We start from the raw sequence: 15,406 nt of genomic DNA on the forward strand, positions 1-15,406 counted from the left end.
AGGAGATTTTTATGTCGTGGACTAAACCTGCTTACACTGATCTGCGTATCGGTTTTGAAGTCACCATGTACTTCGCAAGCCGTTGATTTCAGTGCGCTGTGAAGCCTCGGTTCGCCGGGGCTTTTTTTATGGTTGTGGCTGTTTTTTATTTCAGAACGTGTGCCAGGAGCTGTCATGTACATCCAGATTCTAGGTTCTGCTGCTGGTGGTGGATTCCCCCAGTGGAACTGCAACTGCGTCAACTGCGCAGGTTTTCGCGACGGTAGCCTGCGTGCTCACGCGCGGACTCAGTCGTCGATTGCGCTGTCCGACGACGGCATAAACTGGGTGCTGTGCAACGCCTCACCGGATATCCGTGCGCAACTGCAGAGCTTTGCGCCGATGCAGCCGGGGCGCGCATTGCGCGACACCGGCATCAGCGCGATCGTGTTGATGGACAGCCAGATCGACCACACCACCGGTTTGCTCAGCCTGCGCGAAGGCTGCCCGCACCAGGTCTGGTGTACAGACATGGTCCATGAAGACCTGAGCACCGGCTTCCCGCTGTTCGAAATGCTCAAGCACTGGAACGGCGGCCTGAACTGGAACCGCATCGAATTACAGGGCAGCTTTGTGATTCCGGCCTGCCCGAACCTGCGCTTCACGCCCTTTCCGCTGCGCAGCGCCGCCCCGCCCTACTCGCCACACCGTTTCGACCCGCACCCGGGCGACAACATCGGCCTGCTGGTCGAAGACACCCGCACTGGCGGCAAGCTGTTCTATGCCCCGGGCCTGGGCAAGGTCGATGAAGCACTGGCCGAGAAAATGCGTGATGCCGACTGCCTGCTGGTCGACGGCACAATGTGGGACGACGACGAAATGCAGCGCCGTGGCGTCGGCACGCGTACCGGCCGGGAAATGGGCCATCTGGCACAGAACGGCCCCGGCGGCATGCTGGAAGTCCTCGAAGGCTTTCCCGAGCAGCGCAAAGTGCTTATCCACATCAACAACACCAACCCGATTCTCGACGAAGACTCCCCGGAACGTGCGGAGCTGGTTCGTCGCAACGTCGAAGTGGCCTTCGATGGCATGAGCATCGAGCTTTAGGAGCTGACATGAGCGAAGCGACTGCACTGTCCCCCGCCGAATTCGAACAGGCCTTGCGCGCCAAGGGTGCCTATTACCACATCTATCACCCGTACCATGTGGCGATGTACGAGGGTCGTGCAACCCGCGAGCAGATTCAGGGCTGGGTCGCCAACCGTTTCTACTATCAGGTGAACATTCCGCTCAAGGACGCGGCGATTCTGGCCAACTGCCCGGATCGCGAGATCCGTCGCGAGTGGATTCAGCGCTTGCTTGACCATGACGGTGCGCCCGGCGAAGACGGCGGCATCGAAGCCTGGCTGCGCCTCGGCCAGGCCGTGGGGCTCGACCCGGACCAACTGCGCTCTCAGGAACTGGTGCTGCCAGGCGTGCGTTTTGCCGTCGACGCCTACGTGAACTTCGCCCGCCGCGCCAATTGGCAGGAAGCGGCCAGCAGCTCGCTGACCGAACTGTTCGCGCCGCAGATCCACCAATCGCGCCTGGACAGCTGGCCGCAGCATTACCCGTGGATCGACCCGGCAGGCTACGAGTATTTCCGCACTCGCCTGGGCCAGGCCCGACGCGACGTGGAACACGGCCTCGCCATCACGTTACAGCACTACACTACATATGAAGGCCAGCAGCGCATGCTGGAAATCCTGCAGTTCAAGCTCGATATCCTGTGGAGCATGCTCGATGCGATGTCCATGGCCTACGAGCTGAACCGCCCGCCGTATCACAGCGTTACAGACCAAAAAGTCTGGCATAAGGGGATTACGCTATGAAGCACGATCCGCAGTTCCGAGCGTTGACACCCAAATGGCATCAAGGCTACCGCTTTCAGTACGAGCCTGCGCAAAAGGCGCATGTGGTGCTTTACCCTGAGGGCATGATCAAACTCAATGATAGCGCTGCCCTGATTGGCGGGCTGATCGATGGCAAGCGCACCATCACCGCCATCATTCATGAGCTTCAGCAGCAGTTCCCCAATGTTCCCGAACTGGGCATGGACGTCGACGAGTTCATGGAAGGCGCCAAAAAGAAAAACTGGATCGATCTTGTCTGACCTGGCCCCCGTCACCAACACCCCGTACATACCGCTCACTCCCGAGGTCGGGCTGCCCCTGTGGCTGCTCGCCGAGCTGACCTATCGCTGCCCATTGCAATGCCCGTATTGCTCCAACCCGCTGGATTTTGCCAAACAGGGCCAGGAGCTGACCACCGAGCAGTGGTTCAAGGTCATGCAGGAAGCGCGGGAGATGGGCGCGGCACAGATCGGCTTTTCCGGCGGCGAACCGCTGGTGCGCCAGGACCTTGCCGAGTTGATCGCCGAGGCGCGGCGCCTGGGTTTCTACACCAACCTGATCACCTCGGGCATCGGCCTTACCGAAGAAAAGATCATCGCCTTCAAGGAAGCAGGCCTGGACCACATCCAGATCAGCTTTCAGGCCAGCGACGAGCAGGTCAACAACATGCTCGCCGGCTCGAAAAAAGCCTTCGCGCAAAAACTGGAGATGGCCAAGGCGGTCAAAAAGCACGGCTACCCGATGGTGCTGAATTTCGTCACCCATCGGCACAACATCGACCGCATCGACAAGATCATCGAGCTGTGTCTGGCGCTTGAAGCGGACTTCGTCGAACTGGCCACCTGTCAGTTCTATGGCTGGGCGCACCTGAATCGCCTCGGCCTGCTGCCGACCAAGGATCAACTGGTCCGCGCCGAAGCCGTCACCAATGAATACCGCGTCCGGCTGGAGGCAGAGAATCATCCGTGCAAGCTGATTTTCGTCACGCCTGATTATTACGAAGAGCGTCCCAAAGCGTGCATGAACGGCTGGGGCAATATCTTCCTGACCGTGACACCAGATGGCACCGCACTGCCCTGCCACGGCGCACGGCAGATGCCGATCCAGTTCCCCAATGTGCGCGACCACAGCATGCAGCACATCTGGTACGACTCGTTTGGCTTCAATCGCTTTCGCGGTTACGACTGGATGCCCGAGCCGTGCCGCTCGTGTGACGAAAAGGAAAAGGACTTCGGCGGTTGTCGCTGCCAAGCCTTCATGCTGACCGGCGACGCCGCCAATGCCGACCCGGTGTGCAGCAAATCCTATCACCACGGGATCATCACTCAGGCTCGTGACGAGTCCGAAACCGCTACTCAAACCATTGAAGAGCTGGCCTTTCGCAATGACCGAAACTCACGACTCATCGCAAAATCCTCCTGAACGCCTGAGCGCCGCCCAAGCGGTCGCTGCAGGCGTCGACTTCGCCGAACTGGATGTCAGCTCGGCGGGCCTGTTCTGGAACGAATACCGCCCCGAAGACGGCGCCTGTCGTATCTGGCACTGGTACGCGAACAGCAAGCGCTGCCTGACGCCACAAGGCTTCAGCGTTCGCAGCCGGGTGTATGAATACGGTGGTGGTTCGTTCTGTCTGGCCGACGACGCGCTAGTGTTCGTCAATGAGCGCGACCAGCAATTGTACCGCCAGACGCTGGGCGCCAGCGCGCCGGTTGCGCTGACGGAGGGCGACAAGCGTTATGGCGGCCTGTTCTTTAGCGGTGGTCAGATTCTCGCCGTTGAAGAAGACCGCAATACGCATCGGCTGGTCGCTATCGATCTGGCTGACGGGCAGCGCCGATTGCTGGCAGAAGGCGCTGATTTCTACGCATCGCCGATCATCAGCGCCGACGGCAAGCGCCTGGCCTGGATCGAATGGCAACGCCCGCATCAGCCGTGGACCAGCACCCGCTTGATGTGTGCAGCGAGACAAGACGACGGCAGCTGGGGCACTGCGCAGTGTGTTGCAGGCGAAGGCGCACAAGAGTCGCTGCAACAGCCACGTTTTGACGCCCACGGTCGCCTGCATTGCCTGACTGATCGCGCTGGCTTCTGGCAGCCGTGGGGTGAATCGCCTTCCGGGTTTGCGCCGCTGCCCGCCAGCCCGGCCGATCACGCTTCTGCGCCTTGGCAACTGGGCAGCTGCACCTGGCTGCCGATCAACGATGGCTATCTGGCGAGCTGGATCGAAGACGGCTCCAGTGTTCTGGGGCTTTGTCAGGCTGACGGCAGCGTCGAGGATTTCAGCGTTGGCTACAGCCGCTTTCGCAGCCTCGCCATTGACGAAGAGTTCGTGTATTGCATCGCGGCATCCGCGGTGAGCACATCTGCCGTGCTGGCTATTTCTCGCCACGACGCCGGTGTTCAGGTGCTTGCCGGGGGAGGCTCGCCGCTGCCGCCCGAACTGATCAGCCGCCCTCAGCCGCTGCGTTATCCCAGCGGTGGAGCCGAGGCCTACGGCTATTTCTACCCGGCCATGACCGGCACGCAAAAACCGCCATTGGTGGTGTTCATCCATGGCGGCCCGACTTCCGCCTGCTACCCGGTGCTGGACCCACGTATTCAGTATTGGACACACCGCGGCTTCGCCGTGGCAGACCTCAATTATCGCGGCAGCAGCGGCTACGGTCGCGCCTATCGGCAAGGCCTGCACCTGGCATGGGGCGTGGCGGACGTGGAAGATGCCTGTGCGGTTGTCACGCATCTGGCGGGACGTGGCCTGATTGACCAAGGACAGGCCTTCATTCGCGGCGGCAGCGCGGGTGGTTACACCACACTTTGTACATTGGCCTTCAAGGATGTGTTTCGTGCAGGTGCCAGTCTTTATGGCGTCAGCGACCCGGTAGCACTGGCCAGGGCCACGCATAAATTCGAGGGCGATTACCTGGACTGGCTGATCGGCGACCCGGACAAGGACATCGAGCGTTATCAGGATCGAACGCCGCTGTTGCACGCAGACCGCATCAAGGTGCCGGTGATTTTCTTTCAAGGCGAGCTGGATGCCGTGGTAGTGCCCGAACAGACCCGGGCCATGCTCAAAGCCCTGCAAGACAACGGCATCAAGACTGAAGCGCACTTCTACGCAGACGAGCATCATGGATTCCGCAAGGCGAGTAACCTGGCAGATGCTCTGGAGAAAGAATGGCGTTTTTATCGGGATGTGCTTGATGCCTGATCAAGCCGTGTGATCGTTCCCGCAGCAGGGAACGATCAACGAGTGCTACTGCGTGGTCGGGCGACCTTGTTACTTGCGCGAGAGTTACTTGCGCGAGACGATGATGTAGATCGCGTGGATGATCCCCGGGATATAACCCAGCAGGGTCAGCAGGATATTCAGCCAAAAAGCGCCAGCAAAGCCTACTTGCATGAACACGCCTACCGGAGGCAGCAGAATGGCGAAAATGATACGAATGATGTCCATGAAAAGCTCCTGATTGAATTGGCTCTGATTGGCCATACAGCTAATCGACCCTGGCCGTCGGTGAGGGTTCAACCGGCTCTGGCACCGCGCCATTATTCTTTCTCGGGAGAGGATCAGGACAAGCGTTGCACTGCGGGCACAGCATCGTGTGCTGCGAGCGGAAAGAAAACAGAATCGTCAAAACGCAAACAAAGAAAACCCCGCCTAAGCGGGGCTTTCCAGACTGTTTCCCTGATTTCCCTTTCACCCCACCGTCCTGGCAGGCTTCCCTACGTGTCCCTGTTATGTCTTGTTGCGCGTCCTGCGCTACGTCCATGGGTGAAGATTAACTTTGGATCCCTTTCTTGGGAAGAGGTCAATTGGCACCACGCAGTGTAAGCAAATGCTTACAAGGCTTTTGCAGGTCAGAATTGTGACGCCTTCAACAGGTACAGCGAATCGCTGCCCGCGCGCACCGAGGCATCCAGCGAGTGGATACGCGGCAGCAGGCGCGCGAAGTAGAAGCGTGCGGTGCCCAGCTTGCTCGCATAGAACTCCTCCTGCTGCTCTTTACCGAGCGCCGCCTTGGCCATCATCGCCCACATGTAGGCGTAGGCGGTGTAACCAAACAGATGCAGATACTCCACAGACGCAGCGCCGATTTCATTGGGATTACCGCGCGAGCGGTCCAGCACCCAGCCAGTCAGCTCATCCAGCATGTTCAAGGCTTTTGCCAGCGGCTGGGCGAACTCGTTAAGTGCGCCATCCGCGCCATTGATGAACTGGCGCACTTCATCCGAAAACAACTGATAGAACGCGCCGTTCGAACCGACGATCTTGCGCCCCACCAGGTCAAGCGCCTGAATGCCATTGGTGCCTTCGTAGATCTGCGTAATGCGCACGTCACGTACCAGCTGTTCCTGGCCCCACTCACGGATGTAACCGTGACCGCCGAAAACCTGCTGGCCATGAACAGTGGTTTCCAGACCGATATCACTCAGGAACGCCTTGGCGACCGGGGTCAGCAGCGCCACCAGATCATCGGCACGCTTGCGCGCGGCATCGTCTTCGCTGAACTTGGCGATATCCAGTTGCAGGGCGACGTAGCTGGAAAACGCACGACCGCCTTCGTTGAACGCTTTCATGGTCAACAGCATGCGACGCACGTCGGGGTGGACGATGATCGGGTCAGCAGCCTTGTCCTTGTTCTGCGCTCCGGTCGGGGCGCGGCTCTGTAAACGATCCAGCGCATACTCGACGGCGCTCTGGTAAGACCGCACGCCCGACGCCAGGCCCTGAATACCAACGCCCAGACGCTCGTAGTTCATCATCGTGAACATCGCCGCCAGCCCCTTGTTCGGTTCGCCGACCAGGTAGCCGGTAGCGTCGTCGAAGTTCATCACGCAGGTCGCCGAAGCCTGGATACCCATCTTGTGCTCGATTGAGCCACAGCTGACGGTGTTGCGCTCGCCAAGGCTGCCGTCGTCGCCGACCATGAACTTGGGCACCAGAAACAGCGAAATGCCTTTCGGCCCGGGCGGTGCATCCGGCAACTTGGCCAAGACCAGATGAATGATGTTTTCGGTCAGGTCGTGTTCGCCGCCGGTAATGAAAATCTTGCTGCCGGTGATCTTGTAAGCGCCGTCCGCCTGCGGTTCGGCCCGGGTCCGAATGATGCCCAGATCGGTACCGGCGTGGGCCTCGGTCAGGCACATCGACCCGGCCCAGACGCCTGAATACATATTGGGCAGAAATTTGGTCTTGAGCGCTTCGCTGGCGTGGGTGTCTATCGATACGCAGGCGCCGGACGTGAGCATCGCGTACAGACCGAACGCCAGACTGGCAGAGTTGAGCATCTCTTCGACCTGAGCCGACACCACCTTGGGCATGCCCATGCCGCCAAACTCGGGATTGCCGCCTACACCGACCCAGCCGCCCTCAGCGTAGGTCTTATAGGCCTCGGGAAAACCTGCAGGTGTGGTGACGACGGTGTCCTTCCAGTGGCAGCCCTCCTCGTCACCGTTACGGCTCAGCGGCGCAATGGTCTTGCTGGTCACTTTACCGGCTTCTTCGAGAATGGCTTCGACCGTTTCAGCATCGACTGTTTCGGCCAGCTCGGGCAGTTGAGCCCAGAGCTTTGAAACCTCGAAGACTTCATTAAGGACGAAGCGCATATCGCGCAGTGGCGCTTTGTAGTCAGCCATGGCAAACCTCGTGAACACGGAGCGAAATTCTGTTGGAGGCTGATCGATGCATGCAGAGACGCAGATCAGCAGTCGAGTTTCACGAGTCTACCCGAACAACATTTCAGAGACATAGGGTCGTGTCATGACTGAATAGTCACAGCAGGTCACGGGGAAAAATAGCAGGATTGGCTCAGGTGGCCGCTTCAGTTGTACGAACAGCGCCGCGCCGGTTCAACTGCCCGTAAGCGACCACGCAGTTGCGCCCGGCCCCCTTGGCCGCATACAGCGCCTGGTCAGCACTCTTGAGCACCTCTTCCGGCGTGCGATGTTCCGGCTGGCGTTCGGCAACGCCGATACTGACCGTTACCGACACGCTGCCTGCCTGCGCTCCACCGCGGCGTTGTCGGCCTTGCTGATCATCCTGAGGACGACTGTCCTTGTTGCGCAGCTGAATCTCGTAATTGGCGATGGTCTCGCGGATGGCTTCCAGATGCGGCATGCATTCATCAATGGTCTTGGCGGCAAACACGATGGCGAACTCTTCGCCCCCATAGCGATACGCCTTGCCACCACCGTTGGTGATTTTCGACAGTTTGCTGGCCACCAGACGCAGCACCTGATCGCCCACATCGTGGCCGTGGGTGTCGTTGAATTTCTTGAAGTGATCCACGTCGCTCATCGCCAGCACATAGTTGCGTCCCAGACGCTGCATGCGTTCATTGAGCGCCCGGCGACCAGGCAGTCCGGTCAGTTCATCCCGGAAGGCCATCTGATACGCCTCGTGAGCCACGGCGGCGGCAATCATCAGCATCACCTGACTGCAGAGGATATTCAGCGTGAACGGCAGGATGAAGGTTTTCGGCAGTGCCCAGAACAATCCCAGCAGGCCGACAATCTGCGCGGCGTGCAGCGGTCGCGGTTTTTCCAGGTATTGCCAGATCAACACCCCGAATGACACCAGGAACATGGCATAGGACAGCTGAATCAGACTCATCCAGGCACCGTGCAGCGCAGGCCAGCGGATGTCGGCCAGCCAGACTTGCAGTTCGACCGGATAACTCTGTTCAAGACCCAGCGCCACACTGCCTACCGCCACCAATACCGCGAGCCGCGCGACCATGTCCTGAAACAGATGCGTACGTTCTTCCCACGCGGCATACAGCCCGAACAGCACCGGCAGCAGCAGGCAGACCAGGTGGAAAATCACCGCCGCATCCTCACGGACCTTGCCGTTATCGCGGTAAAAATCGGTCTGGGTATCCAGCAGGTAGTAGGCGATATACACCGTGAGCATCAGAAACAGCTCGCGCTGACGCCGGTAAACACAGCAATACGCACCGCCCAATAGCAGGACCAGCGTGGGCAGCACATTGAAAAGCGATGTGAAGAAGACGTTCAGGTCCTTTACGTACGCAGCCGCAAGCCCCGCCACCAGCAGACCCAGTGAAGGCAAAAAATGACTCAATCGCGCAGCTGATGGACGCAACAAAAGGGGTTATCTCCTACCCGGCATCTGAATGAATGGCTGGCCTGATGGCATTGTGCCCTCCGCCAGCGAACAATGCATCGGCAGGATCAATAAACGAGCTACTTTCTGTAACGGCAGGAGGTGGGAAATGTTTATTGCGGAAGTCGCGGGCGTTGGTGCTATCTGTATCTCGGACCGCATTGAATAGCGCCCCATGGCTGCGATGTGACGCAGAGCGTCACGAAATGCATTACCACGAGCAGTGATGGAAACGAGAGTTATCCGGGGTCAGTGCTCCCCAAAGTCTCGTTGAGATTGGTGTTAACAATGAGCCCAAACGCACCCATAAAAAACCGCCTGATCAGCGATCAGGCGGTTTTCATGACCGCAGCGAGGCTTAGTAAGCCAGGCCGAAGTCTTCCTCTTTCATGTCCATCAGGTTGGCAGCGCCCGACAGGATCGCGGCAACGTGCGTGCGAGTGCGCGGCAGGATGCGCTGGAAGTAGAAGCGCGCGGTCTGGATCTTGGCGCGGTAGAACGCCTCGTCCGATGTCCCGGCAGCCAGCTTCTCGGCCGCAAGACGCGCCATGTCGGCCCAGAAGTACGCCAGGCAGGCATAACCGGAGAACATGATGTAATCCACCGAAGCGGCGCCGACTTCTTCGCGATCCTTCATGGCCGCCATGCCGACTTTCAGGGTCAGGTCGCCCCACTCCTTGTTCAGCGCGGCCAAGGGCGTCACGAACTCCTGCACCGCTTCGTTACCCTCATTGCCCTGGCAGAACTTGTGGACGATCTTGGTGAAGCCCTTGAGCGCTTCGCCCTGAGTCATCAGCACTTTACGGCCCAGCAGGTCGAGAGCCTGAATGCCAGTGGTGCCTTCGTACAGCATCGAAATCCGGCTGTCGCGAACGTTCTGTTCCATGCCCCACTCGGCAATGAAACCGTGACCACCGTAGATCTGCACACCGTGGTTGGCGGCCTCAAAGCCCACTTCGGTCATGAAAGCCTTGGCAATCGGCGTCATGAACGCCAGCAAGGCGTCGGCGGCTTTCTTTTGCTCCGGGTCTTCGCTGTACTTGACGATATCGACCTGTTTGGCCGTGAAGTACACCATGGCACGCGTGCCTTCGGCGAAAGCCTTCATGGTCAGCAGCATGCGGCGCACGTCTGGATGGACGATGATCGGGTCAGCGGCCTTGTCCGGTGCTTTAGGGCCGGTCAACGAACGCATCTGCAGACGGTCACGGGCATATTGCAGGCCGCCCTGGAAGGCCACTTCGGCATGCGCCAGACCTTGCAGCGCAGTGCCCAGACGCGCGGTGTTCATGAACGTGAACATGCAGTTCAGGCCCTTGTTCGGCGGGCCGATCAGGTAGCCGGTAGCGCCGTCGAAGTTCATCACGCAGGTGGCGTTGCCGTGGATGCCCATCTTGTGTTCGATGGAGCCACAGTTAACCGCGTTGCGCTCACCGATGCTGCCATCGGCAGCCGAGAGGAACTTGGGCACAATGAACAGCGAAATGCCTTTGGTGCCAGCCGGTGCGTCCGGCAGGCGCGCCAGCACGATGTGGACGATGTTATCGGCCATGTCGTGTTCGCCAGCGGAAATGAAAATCTTGGTGCCGGTAACCTTGTAGGTCCCGTCAGCCTGAGGTTCAGCCCTGGTGCGCAGCATGCCCAGGTCAGTGCCGCAGTGGGATTCGGTCAGGCACATGGTGCCGGTCCATTCGCCGGAGACCAGCTTGGTCAGGTAGGCGTCCTGCTGCTCGGGGGTGCCGTGCTCGGAGATGGTGTTCATCGCACCATGCGACAGGCCAGGGTACATGCCCCACGACCAGTTCGCTTCGCCGACCATCTCGCTCACCGCCAGACCCAGCGACTCGGGCAAGCCCTGGCCGCCATGCGCAACGTCATGCGCCAGACTCGGCCAGCCGCCCTCGACAAATTGCTTGTAAGCCTGCTTGAAACCGGTCGGTGTCTTCACGCCCGACTCGCTCCAGGTGCAGCCCTCGGTATCGCCCACCCGGTTCAGCGGTGCCAGAACCTGCTCGCAGAACTTGGCACCCTCTTCGAGAATGGCGTCGACCATGTCCGGGGTGGCGTCATGACAGGCTGGCAGACTTTGATAGTGCGCTTCATAACCGAGCAGCTCATCACGGACGAAACGAATATCACGCAAGGGGGCCTTGTAGTCAGGCATAGCGATAAACCTCTGCTGATGAATCCTGGAACGAATGACCGGGCGGTCGCTGAAAGCATAGCCTCAAGCACCAGACAATCTCGTATGCCTTGCGGTCAAACAGGTGTTTGAAACATACGTTTACGCCTAAACCTTGTCAATAGCGAAGCGCGCACCATTCGTCCACCCTGCTCTACAGACCGCGCAGGCAAAGGGATCAGGCGCAGGAAAAACGTAAGCGCAAGTTTAGTCGAGGGCGGAAGGTGCTACGGGGGCGATACAGGAGGGTGATGGCGGGCAATTCAGCAAACGACGCCGTGCAGGTGTGGCACGGCGTGGGCGTTACACGAAGCTTTAGAACACAGGATGTTAAGCGTAAGTGTCGATCAGAGTGCCAAGCGCTTCGTCGCTGGCCTTTTGAACCGCAACCCCGGCTTCGACCTGATTCTTGCCAGCGTTGAGCTCGACAATATTGGCAGACAGGTCAGAACGCTGGCTGCGGTCGACGGAACGCAGGTTTTCGAGCTGAAAGTCAGAAGACTGACTTCTGCCCGACACTTCGATGTTGGAGCTGGCGATCTGGGTGGCCGCCTGATCCACACGACCTTGCCCGACCTGCATAGCGCTCAGGCCCGGATAAAGGGTGTTGTTCATGGTGATTTGCATAAGCCGATCCTCAGTTCAAAAAAACGAACACGTGCCATTGAACCAGCATTTGCGCAGAAATACTCGACAAATAGACTAATGGCACTAGGCCGCATGATAGCCTGACTCTTGAAAAAACCAAAACAACGTTGCCTGTCAGCAAGATAGCGACGCTGTCAGCGCAGTTGCCCTAATTCAAGGTATTGCGCCACATTTCCGGCGCTCGCCTCGTTTAATCGTGGCACGCGTCCAAGACAGGGTGCAGGCAGACGCTCGACCAGCGTGGCGAGGTTTTCCTCAAGCCGCGAGGTGTTTGCGTCTATGACGTTGGCCACCCAGCCTGCCAGGTGCAGACCGTCCCGGGCGATGGCTTCGGCAGTCAGCAGCGCATGATTGATACAGCCCAGACGCACGCCCACCACCAGAATGATCGGCAGATCCAGCGCAAGCGCCAGATCGGACAGGTTGCTCTGCCCGGCCAAGGGCACGCGCCAGCCGCCTGCGCCTTCGATCAAGGTGAAGTCGGCCTGTTTATCCAGAATATGCTGCATCGGCCTCAGCAACGAGTCGACCGTCAACACGACACCTGCCTCGCGCGCGGCCAGATGCGGCGCAATGGCCGGTTCGAAAGCAAGCGGATTGACTTCATCGTAATTCAGCTCGACAGAGCACTCGGCCTGTAACGCCAGCGCGTCGGAATTGCGTAGTCCCTGTGCAGTCACTACGCAACCGGATGCCACAGGCTTGCCCGCTGCGGTGCTCAAGCCCTTCAAGCGGGCGGCATGCAGCAAACCGGCAGCTACCGTGGTCTTGCCAGCATCGGTATCGGTTCCGGTGATGAAATAAGCAGCGCTCATCTCGGTAATCTTCCTTATGACGTGGAGCCGTCAGGCTTTTTCAAGCACCGCGTACACCACTTGATAGGTAGCGGGCAGACCGGCTTCCTGACGGAAGGCTTCGTAGGCCTGAACCATGCCCTTGATCCGCTCGCGTCCGGTCAGGCCACTGGGCCGCCCAGGGTTGAGGTTGTGCGCCCCGAGCGCTTTCAGCTCATGCGTCAGGCTGCGCACATCGGGGTAATGCAACACCTGCGGGCACACATCCAGGCTGCGCACCTGTAAACCGCTGGCAGCGCACAACTGACGATAATCATCCTCGTGACGAAAGCGGTTTACATGAACCTGGCCGTCGACTGCCTGCCAGCTGTCACGCAACTCGTACAGCGTGCCGACGCACAGGCTGGCGAAGGCAAACACACCGCCTGGTTGCAATACCCGGTGAGCCTCACGGAGCACCGCGGCGAAATCCGCACACCACTGCACAGCGAGGCTGGAGAAAATCAGCCCGCAACTCTGATCACGCAGTGGCAGGTGCTCGGCATCACCTGCCACAAAGTGCTGTGCACCGCCCAATGGCTGCGCATGGCGCAACATGCCTTCGGCGATATCCAGCGCGATGCCTTCGCTGCCACTGAAAACCTGATCCAGTGCCCGGCTGAAATAGCCAGTGCCGCTCCCCAGATCCAGCCAGCGAACCGGACTGAACTGCGCAGGCAGACGCGACAGCAGCTCGCTGCCGACGCTGCGCTGTAGTTCGGCCACGCTGTCATAGCTGCCCGCGGCCCGGGAAAAGGACGCGGCGACCTGCCGTTTGTCCGGCAGGACAGAGGGCGGTTTGGGCATAGAAAGATCAGTCATCGTCCAACTCGTGCAGAAAGGCGTGAATCGCAGCGGCTACTCCGTGGGGGTTTTCCACAAGGAATGCATGGCTGGCCTGTTCGATCAGACCGACCTCGACATCCGGCAACAAGGCCAGCAGATCACTTGCTGCTTCAGCCGGCACGAACGCATCGAGTCCGGCAAACAGGTGCAGTTGCGGGCCGCGATAGGTTTGCAGCGCGCTACGTGTATCGAGTTGCTGGAGTATCTTCAGCCCATCGACCAAAGCAGTTTTGGAGCTGTGCGGCGCGCCAGCCTTGAGTAACCGGGCGAGACCGCGTGAGTCTACTGCGCCTTGAGTGCATAACAGGCTGAAACGCTTGAGGGTCGCGTCATGGTCAGCGGAACAGCCGGCCAGAAACGCATCGAAATACTGCGCGGGCATCGCATTCGGCCACGCGCCTTGGGTGACGAAACAGGCATTACTGGCCAGGGTCAGCAGCCCGCAGCAACCTTCGCCACGCCGTGCTGCCAGCTCGGCGGCGAGCATGCCGCCCAGCGACCAGCCGCCCAGCCAGGCGTTATCCGGCAGGTTGGCGTCCAGTTCGTCGAGCCAGTCAGGCAGGTCGCAGCTGTCGATATCCGGCAACGGCTCGATTTCGACCCGCAGGTGCTCGTCAAGCCCGCGCAACGCGGCGGCAAGCGGCTCCAGCGGCGAAACGCCCAAGCCCCAGCCCGGCAGTAGAATCAAACGATCACGCATGGACGGGCTCCGTGGATTCACTTGCATCCAGCAGCGGGTAGCACTGCTCCAGAGCCTCTAATAATAGCTGTACGTCGGCCTTGCTGTGCGCTGCAGACAACGTTACGCGCAATCGGGCACTGCCAGCAGGCACGGTCGGCGGACGAATCGCCGTCACCAGCAAGCCACGCTCACGTAGCAACTGCGACAGACGCAGAGCCCGTCCGGCATCGCCGATCAGGATTGGCTGGATCGGCGTAAAGCTGTCCATCAATTGCAGGCCGACCTGCTCGGCCCCCTGACGAAACTGCTGGATCAGGCTCGCCAGATGCTCGCGACGCCAATGTTCGGTACGCAGCAGTTGCAGGCTTTTCAAGGTCGCGCAGGCCAGCGCAGGTGGCTGGCTGGTGGTGTAAATGTAGGGCCGGGCGAACTGGATCAAGGTTTCGATCAACTCTTCACTGCCGGCCACGAATGCTCCAGAGGTGCCGAACGATTTGCCGAGGGTGCCGACCAGTACCGGCACATCCTCCATGCTCAGGCCGAAGTGCTCGACGATTCCGGCACCGTTTGCACCCAGCGGCCCGAAGCCGTGGGCGTCATCCACCATCAGCCAGGCACCCTTGGCCTTCGCAGCCTGGGCCAGCGCAGGCAAGTCAGCGATGTCGCCATCCATGCTGAACACGCCGTCAGTGACCACCAGCGTATCGCCCACGGATTTCTCCAGGCGGCTTGTCAGGCTGGTCACATCGTTGTGCAGATAGCGCGAGAACCGTGCGCCGCTGAGCAGACCGGCATCCAGCAGCGAGGCATGATTGAGGCGGTCTTCCAGCACCGTATCGCCCTGCCCGACCAAGGCTGTCACCGCGCCGAGGTTGGCCATATAGCCATTGGAGAACAACAGCGCGCGAGGACGACCGGTCAGCTCGGCCAATGCTTCTTCCAGTTCGTGGTGCGGCGTACTGTGGCCGATCACCAGATGCGACGCCCCGCCGCCCACGCCCCAACGCTCGGCACCTGCCTGCCAGGCGGCGATCACTTCCGGATGGTTGGCCAGGCCCATGTAATCGTTGTTGCAGAACGCCAGCAATGGCTGACCATCGACAACCACCTGCGGGCCTTGCGGGCTTTGCAGCAATGGGCGCTGGCGGTAGAGATGTTCGGCGCGACGGGCGTCGAGGCGCGTGCGGAGATCGAAAGACATGCAGGCCCCGGTCC

At 59.9% G+C, this 15,406-nt stretch carries 15 protein-coding genes; 6 read left to right on the forward strand and 9 right to left on the reverse strand.

Annotated elements, in window-relative coordinates; genetic code table 11:
* The first annotated feature begins 11 nt into the window (after nucleotides 1-11).
* The 6 genes from pqqA (at nucleotide 12) to AC4ANE_RS25150 (ending at nucleotide 5,082) form a co-directional block, all read left to right on the forward strand.
* Complete coding sequence (pqqA, locus tag AC4ANE_RS25125) at nucleotides 12-86, forward strand: pyrroloquinoline quinone precursor peptide PqqA (protein WP_003422658.1); 75 nt, start codon at nucleotides 12-14, stop codon at nucleotides 84-86.
* A gap of 88 nt (nucleotides 87-174) precedes the next feature.
* A complete protein-coding gene (pqqB, locus tag AC4ANE_RS25130) occupies nucleotides 175-1,086 on the forward strand; it encodes a pyrroloquinoline quinone biosynthesis protein PqqB (protein ID WP_002555560.1) in 912 nt (303 codons plus the stop codon).
* Between the two features lie 8 nt (nucleotides 1,087-1,094).
* Nucleotides 1,095-1,850: a pyrroloquinoline-quinone synthase PqqC gene (gene pqqC / locus AC4ANE_RS25135; protein WP_002555561.1), complete on the forward strand. Its 756-nt coding sequence runs from the start codon at nucleotides 1,095-1,097 to the stop codon at nucleotides 1,848-1,850.
* The gene (gene pqqD, locus AC4ANE_RS25140; protein WP_002555562.1) at nucleotides 1,847-2,131 is read left to right on the forward strand and encodes a pyrroloquinoline quinone biosynthesis peptide chaperone PqqD; all 285 of its coding nucleotides are present in this window, start codon (nucleotides 1,847-1,849) and stop codon (nucleotides 2,129-2,131) included. Before pqqC ends, pqqD begins: the two co-directional genes overlap by 4 nt.
* Complete coding sequence (gene pqqE, locus AC4ANE_RS25145; protein WP_002555563.1) at nucleotides 2,124-3,293, forward strand: pyrroloquinoline quinone biosynthesis protein PqqE; 1,170 nt, start codon at nucleotides 2,124-2,126, stop codon at nucleotides 3,291-3,293. The genes pqqD and pqqE overlap by 8 nt, the downstream gene beginning before the upstream one ends.
* A complete protein-coding gene (locus AC4ANE_RS25150; protein WP_005735076.1) occupies nucleotides 3,256-5,082 on the forward strand; it encodes a S9 family peptidase in 1,827 nt (608 codons plus the stop codon). The genes pqqE and AC4ANE_RS25150 overlap by 38 nt, the downstream gene beginning before the upstream one ends.
* 84 nt (nucleotides 5,083-5,166) lie before the next feature.
* Here AC4ANE_RS25150 and AC4ANE_RS25155 read toward each other — a convergent pair whose 3' ends face one another.
* From AC4ANE_RS25155 to bioF, 9 genes are all read right to left on the reverse strand, one after another.
* Entirely contained in the window at nucleotides 5,167-5,328 is a 162-nt protein-coding gene (locus tag AC4ANE_RS25155) for a YqaE/Pmp3 family membrane protein (RefSeq protein WP_002555565.1), read from the reverse strand.
* Nucleotides 5,329-5,732: 404 nt separating this feature from the next.
* On the reverse strand, nucleotides 5,733-7,511 hold the full coding sequence (locus AC4ANE_RS25160; RefSeq protein WP_002555566.1) for an acyl-CoA dehydrogenase C-terminal domain-containing protein: 1,779 nt from the start codon (nucleotides 7,509-7,511) through the stop codon (nucleotides 5,733-5,735).
* A gap of 172 nt (nucleotides 7,512-7,683) precedes the next feature.
* A complete protein-coding gene (locus tag AC4ANE_RS25165) occupies nucleotides 7,684-8,982 on the reverse strand; it encodes a GGDEF domain-containing protein (RefSeq protein ID WP_031596853.1) in 1,299 nt (432 codons plus the stop codon).
* A 376-nt stretch (nucleotides 8,983-9,358) separates the two neighbouring features.
* On the reverse strand, nucleotides 9,359-11,164 hold the full coding sequence (locus tag AC4ANE_RS25170) for a phenylacyl-CoA dehydrogenase (protein ID WP_002555568.1): 1,806 nt from the start codon (nucleotides 11,162-11,164) through the stop codon (nucleotides 9,359-9,361).
* A gap of 348 nt (nucleotides 11,165-11,512) precedes the next feature.
* A complete protein-coding gene (locus AC4ANE_RS25175) occupies nucleotides 11,513-11,809 on the reverse strand; it encodes a hypothetical protein (protein ID WP_002555569.1) in 297 nt (98 codons plus the stop codon).
* A 155-nt stretch (nucleotides 11,810-11,964) separates the two neighbouring features.
* Nucleotides 11,965-12,645 (reverse strand): dethiobiotin synthase, encoded by a 681-nt coding sequence (gene bioD, locus AC4ANE_RS25180; RefSeq protein ID WP_002555570.1) that lies wholly within the window; start codon nucleotides 12,643-12,645, stop codon nucleotides 11,965-11,967.
* 30 nt (nucleotides 12,646-12,675) lie between these two features.
* On the reverse strand, nucleotides 12,676-13,485 hold the full coding sequence (bioC, locus tag AC4ANE_RS25185; protein WP_002555571.1) for a malonyl-ACP O-methyltransferase BioC: 810 nt from the start codon (nucleotides 13,483-13,485) through the stop codon (nucleotides 12,676-12,678).
* Nucleotides 13,478-14,209 carry an alpha/beta fold hydrolase gene (locus tag AC4ANE_RS25190; protein ID WP_044423848.1) on the reverse strand — a complete coding sequence of 244 codons (732 nt, stop codon included), beginning with the start codon at nucleotides 14,207-14,209 and terminating at the stop codon, nucleotides 13,478-13,480. Before AC4ANE_RS25190 ends, bioC begins: the two co-directional genes overlap by 8 nt.
* Entirely contained in the window at nucleotides 14,202-15,392 is a 1,191-nt protein-coding gene (bioF, locus tag AC4ANE_RS25195) for an 8-amino-7-oxononanoate synthase (protein WP_002555573.1), read from the reverse strand. The genes AC4ANE_RS25190 and bioF overlap by 8 nt, the downstream gene beginning before the upstream one ends.
* Nucleotides 15,393-15,406 lie beyond the last annotated feature (14 nt).

This window comes from Pseudomonas sp. Pme6b, assembly GCF_058129925.1.

What these genes read in the sequence shown, in the direction of transcription:
- bioF (WP_002555573.1), bottom strand. Translation starts at nt 15,392, where the DNA reads ATGTCTTTCGATCTCCGCACGCGCCTCGACGCCCGTCGCGCCGAACAT.
- pqqD (WP_002555562.1), top strand. Translation starts at nt 1,847, where the DNA reads ATGAAGCACGATCCGCAGTTCCGAGCGTTGACACCCAAATGGCATCAA.
- AC4ANE_RS25175 (WP_002555569.1), bottom strand. Translation starts at nt 11,809, where the DNA reads ATGCAAATCACCATGAACAACACCCTTTATCCGGGCCTGAGCGCTATG.
- bioC (WP_002555571.1), bottom strand. Translation starts at nt 13,485, where the DNA reads ATGACTGATCTTTCTATGCCCAAACCGCCCTCTGTCCTGCCGGACAAA.
- pqqB (WP_002555560.1), top strand. Translation starts at nt 175, where the DNA reads ATGTACATCCAGATTCTAGGTTCTGCTGCTGGTGGTGGATTCCCCCAG.
- AC4ANE_RS25150 (WP_005735076.1), top strand. Translation starts at nt 3,256, where the DNA reads ATGACCGAAACTCACGACTCATCGCAAAATCCTCCTGAACGCCTGAGC.
- AC4ANE_RS25190 (WP_044423848.1), bottom strand. Translation starts at nt 14,209, where the DNA reads ATGCGTGATCGTTTGATTCTACTGCCGGGCTGGGGCTTGGGCGTTTCG.
- pqqC (WP_002555561.1), top strand. Translation starts at nt 1,095, where the DNA reads ATGAGCGAAGCGACTGCACTGTCCCCCGCCGAATTCGAACAGGCCTTG.
- AC4ANE_RS25170 (WP_002555568.1), bottom strand. Translation starts at nt 11,164, where the DNA reads ATGCCTGACTACAAGGCCCCCTTGCGTGATATTCGTTTCGTCCGTGAT.
- AC4ANE_RS25155 (WP_002555565.1), bottom strand. Translation starts at nt 5,328, where the DNA reads ATGGACATCATTCGTATCATTTTCGCCATTCTGCTGCCTCCGGTAGGC.
- AC4ANE_RS25160 (WP_002555566.1), bottom strand. Translation starts at nt 7,511, where the DNA reads ATGGCTGACTACAAAGCGCCACTGCGCGATATGCGCTTCGTCCTTAAT.
- bioD (WP_002555570.1), bottom strand. Translation starts at nt 12,645, where the DNA reads ATGAGCGCTGCTTATTTCATCACCGGAACCGATACCGATGCTGGCAAG.